Origin of the sequence: Stenoxybacter acetivorans DSM 19021 (assembly GCF_000745895.1) — a bacterium.
GTDB classification, from domain to species: Bacteria; Pseudomonadota; Gammaproteobacteria; order Burkholderiales; family Neisseriaceae; genus Stenoxybacter; species Stenoxybacter acetivorans.
Genome location: NZ_KN050771.1, coordinates 102706 through 109655, shown reverse-complemented (window position 1 = coordinate 109655; position 6950 = coordinate 102706). Strand labels below are relative to the sequence as shown.

At 42.9% G+C, this 6950-nt stretch carries 8 protein-coding genes; all 8 read right to left on the bottom strand.

What is annotated here, in order from left to right:
• Window positions 1-202 precede the first annotated feature (202 nt).
• A complete protein-coding gene (locus Q384_RS11560; protein ID WP_084224482.1) occupies window positions 203-1729 on the bottom strand; it encodes a restriction endonuclease subunit S in 1527 nt (508 codons plus the stop codon).
• On the bottom strand, window positions 1726-2133 hold the full coding sequence (locus tag Q384_RS11555) for an HI0074 family nucleotidyltransferase substrate-binding subunit (protein WP_037588348.1): 408 nt from the start codon (window positions 2131-2133) through the stop codon (window positions 1726-1728). The genes Q384_RS11560 and Q384_RS11555 overlap by 4 nt, the downstream gene beginning before the upstream one ends.
• A gap of 83 nt (window positions 2134-2216) precedes the next feature.
• Window positions 2217-2783 (bottom strand): nucleotidyltransferase family protein, encoded by a 567-nt coding sequence (locus tag Q384_RS11550; RefSeq protein WP_245608554.1) that lies wholly within the window; start codon window positions 2781-2783, stop codon window positions 2217-2219.
• Window positions 2784-3067: 284 nt separating this feature from the next.
• Window positions 3068-3271, bottom strand: a complete 204-nt coding sequence (locus Q384_RS11545) for a virulence RhuM family protein (RefSeq protein WP_037588346.1) — start codon at window positions 3269-3271, stop codon at window positions 3068-3070.
• Entirely contained in the window at window positions 3268-4839 is a 1572-nt protein-coding gene (locus Q384_RS11540; protein WP_037588344.1) for a type I restriction-modification system subunit M, read from the bottom strand. Before Q384_RS11540 ends, Q384_RS11545 begins: the two co-directional genes overlap by 4 nt.
• A 204-nt stretch (window positions 4840-5043) precedes the next feature.
• Window positions 5044-5916: a site-specific tyrosine recombinase XerD gene (gene xerD, locus Q384_RS11535; RefSeq protein ID WP_037588387.1), complete on the bottom strand. Its 873-nt coding sequence runs from the start codon at window positions 5914-5916 to the stop codon at window positions 5044-5046.
• 31 nt (window positions 5917-5947) lie between these two features.
• Window positions 5948-6412 carry a methylated-DNA--[protein]-cysteine S-methyltransferase gene (locus tag Q384_RS11530; protein ID WP_037588341.1) on the bottom strand — a complete coding sequence of 155 codons (465 nt, stop codon included), beginning with the start codon at window positions 6410-6412 and terminating at the stop codon, window positions 5948-5950.
• On the bottom strand, window positions 6409-6876 hold the full coding sequence (locus Q384_RS11525; RefSeq protein ID WP_037588385.1) for a peroxiredoxin: 468 nt from the start codon (window positions 6874-6876) through the stop codon (window positions 6409-6411). The genes Q384_RS11530 and Q384_RS11525 overlap by 4 nt, the downstream gene beginning before the upstream one ends.
• Between the last annotated feature and the right edge of the window lie 74 nt (window positions 6877-6950).

Below are 6950 nucleotides of genomic sequence, written 5' to 3'. Positions count from 1 at the left end.
TGTTCGCCCGTCTCCCCTTGACCGTGTTTCTATGCCCAACCTGATTGCGGGCGAATGCAATTCGCCCCTACAAATTCCTTCATACAACAATCTCTTTTCGACCTGACAACGTAGGGGGTGAACTCTGTTCGCCCGTCTTCCCTCAACCGTGTTTCTATGTTCAACCTTGATTGCGGGCGAATGCAACCCCCTACGAATTTATTCAGGCAGCCTCATTAAAGGTCAATAATTTATCGCGGTAGTATTCATATTGCTTTTTGCGCGCCGCGATTTCGGCAGGAAGCCCGTTTGTTAAGTCGGTACAGAGTGTGTCGAAACGGTCAAGTATGGCAACAATGCGGGCTTGTTCGGTGAGGGAGAGTACTGGAATGGGGATTTTTTTGAGATTATCTTGATTGAGTTTAGGTTGTGCCGCCGTTGAGATAAAACGGCTCAAATCAATCATATTTAGATAAAATTCAACAAATCTTCGCTCAGCATAAGTTTCAAACTTCAAAACATGAGCATGATTATTCACCCATATCTTTCCACTTGCCGAAAACGCTATTGGTGTAACTCTTGCCACAAGATTAGCTCCATCTTCGGATACAAGCAAATAATCGCCGTCGTAGATATAATCACTGACATAATCAACAATACCGCTTGCGCCATAGTACGGAAACTCTCCAGCTTCGCGCACTCCTTTTGTCACGGGTTTTCGTTTAGCATCAAGATTTATCGCTATTTTCCCTAACGTTGTCCATACTATTCTCCTCTGTCTGTCTGTCTGTCTGTCTGTCTGTCTGTCTGTCTGTCTGTCTGTAAAGATTGTGTTCGCGTCAGCATCAAATTTCAAGAGTTTATCTCTATAATATTCATATTGTTTTTTCCGCGCTGTAAGCTCCGCTGTAAGCTCCGCTGTAAGCTCCGTGAAATTATCCAAAATTCGGACAATTTCACGTTGTACGGGCAACGGCGGGAGGGGAATGCGGATACTTTTCACAACCTCTGCGTTTAGATTTGATACTGTTCCGCTCGAAACCAAGGAAAGCATCGCGTTCTGAACCGCACCAGAAGATAGCATATAGTAAAGAAAATCTGAAACAAAGTACTTTTCAAAGTCGCTTATCGCAAGCCAACCATCATGTATGCACCCTTCAATTTTCAAAATATAGGGTCTGCCAAAACTCATAGAGTTCGACAGTACAAAGTCACCGGGCTTTACAAAACGTGAACGAGATACGCCCGCTGGTATGATTTTCTCTTTAGTTGATATGATGTACTTGCCACCTTTTTCAACATCACCGATTTTTATCCAGTTAATGCCGTTCGGGTCAGTTGTTATATATTGCTGTATTGGACGAGGAGAACCTCCGCGAACAATAGTACACGCCTCTCCGAGCGTTACAAACCTCACTCCATTCGGGCAATGTTCGGCGATAAGCTGTTCAAGTTTACTTAATTTACGTTTATATATTTCAATCCCAATTCGGTCAATGTGTTCGCGCAAAGGCAAATGATGTATATTTTCATACGATAATAAATCAAATTTATAGGGCATAGGCAGTTCATCCAATACCGCACTTAACGCGCCGATATTTGCTTCTCCGAAAACGGCAATGTCTATATCGGAATTTTCGCGCCAATTGCCTTTGGCTCGTGAACCAAAAACAACGGCACGAATAATATTTTGATTTTTCAGTGTTTTTTTAATCAGTTCTAAATGATTTTCTGATAAGCCAATATTCATTGATTTTCCTCATTTAATTTTTTGCAGAGCTTGAACAATGCCGGAAAAAACAATTCTTGAATTTGCAAAAAAATATGGTTAAATGTTTTTTCGTCATATCGGTGCGACATTAAGTTACGTGCTTCCAACATATCAATAAATACTTGACCCTCTTCAATAATACCAACAGCAAACGCTTCTTTTATTATCGGGCGGGGAGACGGCATAACATCGTGTCCGAGATAACGCAAATAATCGTTTACGGTTTTCCAAGCCAAATCAAAACATATTTCAAACCTTTGAATAAATCCCTCACACACGATTGCGGGTGTTGAATTGATTTCATAATTCTCTATTTCAGAAAGAAGTTTGCAAGATCTTTCAAAATTTTCAAGCCGCTGCCGCCAACGAATATCTTTTTCCATATTAACCAACCTCTTGTTTATTCATCATAACATTCTTAGTTCAACCGCAACAGTGTGTTATTTTTACAAGCAAACAATTTTACTTATTTCACAAACCCTCTCTTGTAAAGTCTGTGATTTTCAATATTGTGCGCCACGTCATTTTTGTCCCACAACTGCAATTCCCACGGAAAACAGAAATTTGATTTGTTCTTAAAATAAACATGCAAACCCCTGTATTCGGGCTTGTCGCGCAAGTACCAATTTTTTAGACCATATGTGTTTTGCCATTCATCAAGCAGTTCAATAATCTGCTCAATATCCGAAGTACACAAAATCATTCTCGCGCCGAAAATATCGTTCATCCAATTGTTTACCGGATATTGGTCATTATTTTTCGCATAACGAGAAATCTTGTCATGAATACTTTCCGAAGTTTTGACGCGGTAGTAATACGTTATACCGTCAAGGTTATGACCCGCAAGATAATCGTTAATACTCTCGTGCAAGTTCAGCCGATAGCGCAGTATATGCTCTGTCGGCACAACCGTTTTAGACAGGTTATGCTTTTCCACCTTACCCGTTTCAAAGTAATCCTGCGAAAACTGCAAGTGTATATCGTTTATGACAGCGATCAGCTGTTCTGTACGCTTAATGTTAGTCATCTGCATTTTTCTCGTCTCCTGCATCTTTCCGCGACCCTGTTTCTATGCCCAACCTGTTTGCGGGCGAATACAATTCGCCCCTACGAATTCATTCATACAACAATCTCTTTTCGACCTGACAACGTAGGGGCGAACTCTGTTCGCCCGTTTTTCCGCGACCGTGTTTCTATACCCAACCTGTTTGCGGGCGAATACAATTCGCCCCTACGAATTCATTCAGGCAACAATCTCTTTTCGACCTGACAACGTAGAGGCGAACTCTGTTCGCCCGTTTTCCCTCGACCATGTTTCTATGTCCTCAACCTGATTGCCAACGAGTCCAATTCGCCCTCATCAAAAACGTTTTTAATATGCCGCGACACGGTGGGTTTATCGCGTTCAAAGAGCATCGCCATTTGGTCAAGCGTAAGCCACACGGTTTCGCCGTCCAAACGTGCGTCAATCTTTGTCAGACCATCAGCAATTTGATAAATTTCTATTTCGGATTTATTCATACCGCGCCGCCCTCTATTTCTTTAACAATCTCGTCAATGGCGCGGCGCAGCTCGTCCTCTCGCTTGACTATCCGCTCAATCTCGGCGTTCAGCTTAGTGATGTCTATAACCTCACGTTTGTCCTCTTGCATCACGTAAGTGGAAACAGATAAATTATGGTTTTGTTCCGCTATCTCTGCATTTGGCACAAGGCGGGTGAAATATTCTGTGCTCTCGCGGCTTTCATATGCCGCTACAATTTTGTCGATATTATCAGCAGTCAGTTTATTGCTGTTTGTTACCTTTACGCACTCGGTGGAAGCATCGATAAACAGCGTGGTATTTTCACTTTTACCTTTGCGGAGCACCATAATGCAGGTGGCGATAGGTGTCCCGAAAAACAGGTTGTCAGGCAACTGAATAATGCAATCAACAAAGTTGTTATCAATGAGATACTTGCGGATTTTTTGCTCCGCACCGCTGCGATAGAGTATGCCGGGGAAACAGACAATTGCCGCCGTGCCGCTTGTAGCAAGCCAACTGAGCGAGTGCATGATAAACGCAAGGTCAGCTTTGCTTTTCGGTGCAAGTACGCCGGCGGGGCTAAAACGCGGATCATTAATCAAAAGCGGATTGGCATCACCCTCCCATTTAATTGAGTATGGCGGATTGGAAACGATTGCTTCAAACGGTTCATCATCCCAGTGCAGCGGATCGGTGAGTGTATTGCCGTGCCCAATGTTAAACTTGTCGTAATCAATGTCGTGCAGAAACATATTGATGCGGCAAAGATTGTATGTTGTGATGTTGATTTCCTGCCCGAAGAAACCATTGCGAACATTTTCTTTGCCAAGTATTTTGGCAAATTTCAACAGCAATGAACCCGAACCGCAAGCGGGATCATAAACCTTATTGACTTCGGTTTTGCCGACAATCGTCAAGCGTGTGAGCAGTTCGCTGACTTCTTGCGGGGTGTAATATTCGCCGCCGCTCTTGCCGGCATTGCTTGCATACATACCCATCAGATACTCGTAAGCATCACCAAACGCGTCAATCGTGTTTTCACGATAATCGCCCAGCTTCATTTCACCCACGCCGTTTAATAATTTCACAAGCAGCGAATTTCGTTGTGCAACAGTACCGCCAAGCTTGTTGCTGTTTACATCAATGTCGTCAAACAGCCCTTTGAAGTTGGCTTCGGAGGGCGTACCCTGCGCCGATGCTTCTATGTGCTTAAAGATTTTTTCAAGCGTAACGTTAAGATCTGGGTCATTCGCCGCTTTTGCCCGCAGGTTCTCGAATAATTCAGACGGCAGTATAAAAAAGCCTTTCGTGGCAACCAAATCCTCACGGTCTAATTCTGCATGGTTGTCAGGCAACTTGGCATAATCAAATAATGGGTCGCCCGCTTCATGCTCTCCGGCATTGATGTATCCCGACAAATTTTCTGAGATATAACGGTAGAATAATATTCCAAGAACGTATTGCTTGAAATCCCAACCGTCCACGCTCCCGCGCAGGTCATTGGCTATGCGCCAAATAACACGATGAAGTTCGGTGCGCTCGGTTTCTTTCTTGTTATCAGCCATTATTTATTATTGCTCCTTATTTGATGGTTTGACTGTTTGCGGTTTACGTCCGTTTGTTCTGCACCGTTTGCTTATGCACTCAAAAATTTGACGTTTCTTTGACAGTCAATCCATTTCATTAAAATACACCGCTGAGCATATGAATAATTATCATTTTTTCATTTTGTATCAATTTGAAAAATTACTTTAACAATACTGCTCTTTTCAGCCGCGCGGGTGGTGTTCGGCAACCATTTGTTTTAATCGTTCATTGGCAACATGGGTATAGATTTGTGTGGTATTGATGTCTGCGTGTCCCAATAACATTTGCACCACGCGCAAATCCGCACCATGATTTACCAAATGGGTGGCAAATGCGTGGCGTAAACCGTGCGGGCTGATGTGTGCAATGCCGATTTGCCGTGTATAGTGGTCTATTGCCAGCCACGCCAATTGGCGGCTCACGCCGCATTTTTTCTGACTGACAAACACATCATCACAATGTGTGTTTTTTAACAGAAACGAGCGAGATTCGGTTAAATAACGCATTAACCAATACACCGCTTCTTCACCCAAAGGCACAAGCCTTTGTTTATTGCCTTTGCCGACAACACTTAACACACCGCGCTGTAAATCCATTTCGTTTAAACGTAATTTCACGGCTTCACTCACACGCAAGCCAGTGGCATACATCACTTCCAGCAAGGCTTTATCGCGCAAACCGTAAGGGCTTTCAATATCTGGCGCGGCAAGCAAGGCTTCAATTTGGGCTTCAGAAATAAACGTGGGTATTCGATTGTTTTTTTTTGGATTTTTTAAAAATTTAGTGGGTACGTCCTGCCTTAAACCCAGCTCATGCAAATACTGAAACAGGCGTTTACATGCCGATAACGCCCGTGCTTGTGAACTTTTTTGCTCGCTGTCTGTAAACACCACAGCAGATAAATCGGCGGCAGATACAGTGAGCCAATCCTGTTGTTTTTCTTGCAAACGATAAGCAATTTTACTTAAATCACGGCGATAAGCAGATAAAGTATTTTCTGCTAATTGTTCGCTTAACCACAAATGATCAAGCAAAGATTCAATGATTTGCTGCATTTTTTCAGGCAGCCGTTTTTCAGATAACGGCTTATTGTGCAGCGCGTTCATGGTTTAACAACCATTGTTTAATCTCTAAGCCTTGCTGACCGCCGCCCAAATTGAAACCGCCCAAACCGCCGTTTGCTGCCACAACCCGATGACAAGGAATCACAATCGGCAATGGGTTTTTGCCGCAGGCTTGCCCAACCGCACGGGCGGCAGAATTTAATTTTTTTGCAATCTCACCGTAGGTTTCGGTTTTCCCGCAAGGTATTTCGGCAATCGCTTGCCACACCCTTTTTTGAAAAGCAGTGCCGTTTGCTGACGGCGGGCAATTGAAATTTTTCAGGCTGCCTGAAAAATAAGCGTTGAATTTTTCCGACCATTCGCCTTGCAGCAAAGGCAAGTCAGGTTTAGCCTCATCAAGCAAATCAATTGAATATACTTCTTTTTCAGAAGTAAACGAAACAATCAATTGACCAAAAGGCGCGGGATAATAATAACTGATCATCATTTTGGCTGTTTATCCGCTGATTGATAACTGCGCACCCAATCCAACACCATTTGTGCGTGTCCCGCTGCGCGAACTTTGCGCCATTCTTGAATAATTTCACCTTGTTGATTTAATACAAAAGTACTGCGTTCAATACCCAATACTTTTTTGCCGTAGTTATTTTTTTCTTTAATCACATCAAATTGCCGGCACACAGCAGAATCAACATCAGCCAATAAAGTTACATTCAATTCGTATTTGCAGACAAATTGTTGATGACTTTTCACGCTGTTGCGCGAAATACCCACTATGCTAAACCCGAGTTCTTGAAATTGCGGCAGTAATAAGCTGAATTCCTGCGCTTCTGTTGTGCAACCGGGGGTGCTGTCTTTGGGATAAAAATACACAATCAAAGGCAAATGTTCGGCTACCTTAAAAACATTGTTTTCAGCATCGGGTAAAGTAAATAAAATCGGTGAAGCCATAATAAAGCCTTTATTGATTTTTAAAGCTGCCTGATAAAAATTTGCATCTGAAAGATTACAGAAAAGCTGTTTAA

What these genes read in the sequence shown, in the direction of transcription:
- Q384_RS11560 (WP_084224482.1), bottom strand. Translation starts at nt 1,729, where the DNA reads ATGAATATTGGCTTATCAGAAAATCATTTAGAACTGATTAAAAAAACA.
- Q384_RS11555 (WP_037588348.1), bottom strand. Translation starts at nt 2,133, where the DNA reads ATGGAAAAAGATATTCGTTGGCGGCAGCGGCTTGAAAATTTTGAAAGA.
- Q384_RS11550 (WP_245608554.1), bottom strand. Translation starts at nt 2,783, where the DNA reads ATGCAGATGACTAACATTAAGCGTACAGAACAGCTGATCGCTGTCATA.
- Q384_RS11545 (WP_037588346.1), bottom strand. Translation starts at nt 3,271, where the DNA reads ATGAATAAATCCGAAATAGAAATTTATCAAATTGCTGATGGTCTGACA.
- Q384_RS11540 (WP_037588344.1), bottom strand. Translation starts at nt 4,839, where the DNA reads ATGGCTGATAACAAGAAAGAAACCGAGCGCACCGAACTTCATCGTGTT.
- xerD (WP_037588387.1), bottom strand. Translation starts at nt 5,916, where the DNA reads ATGCAGCAAATCATTGAATCTTTGCTTGATCATTTGTGGTTAAGCGAA.
- Q384_RS11530 (WP_037588341.1), bottom strand. Translation starts at nt 6,412, where the DNA reads ATGATGATCAGTTATTATTATCCCGCGCCTTTTGGTCAATTGATTGTT.
- Q384_RS11525 (WP_037588385.1), bottom strand. Translation starts at nt 6,876, where the DNA reads ATGGCTTCACCGATTTTATTTACTTTACCCGATGCTGAAAACAATGTT.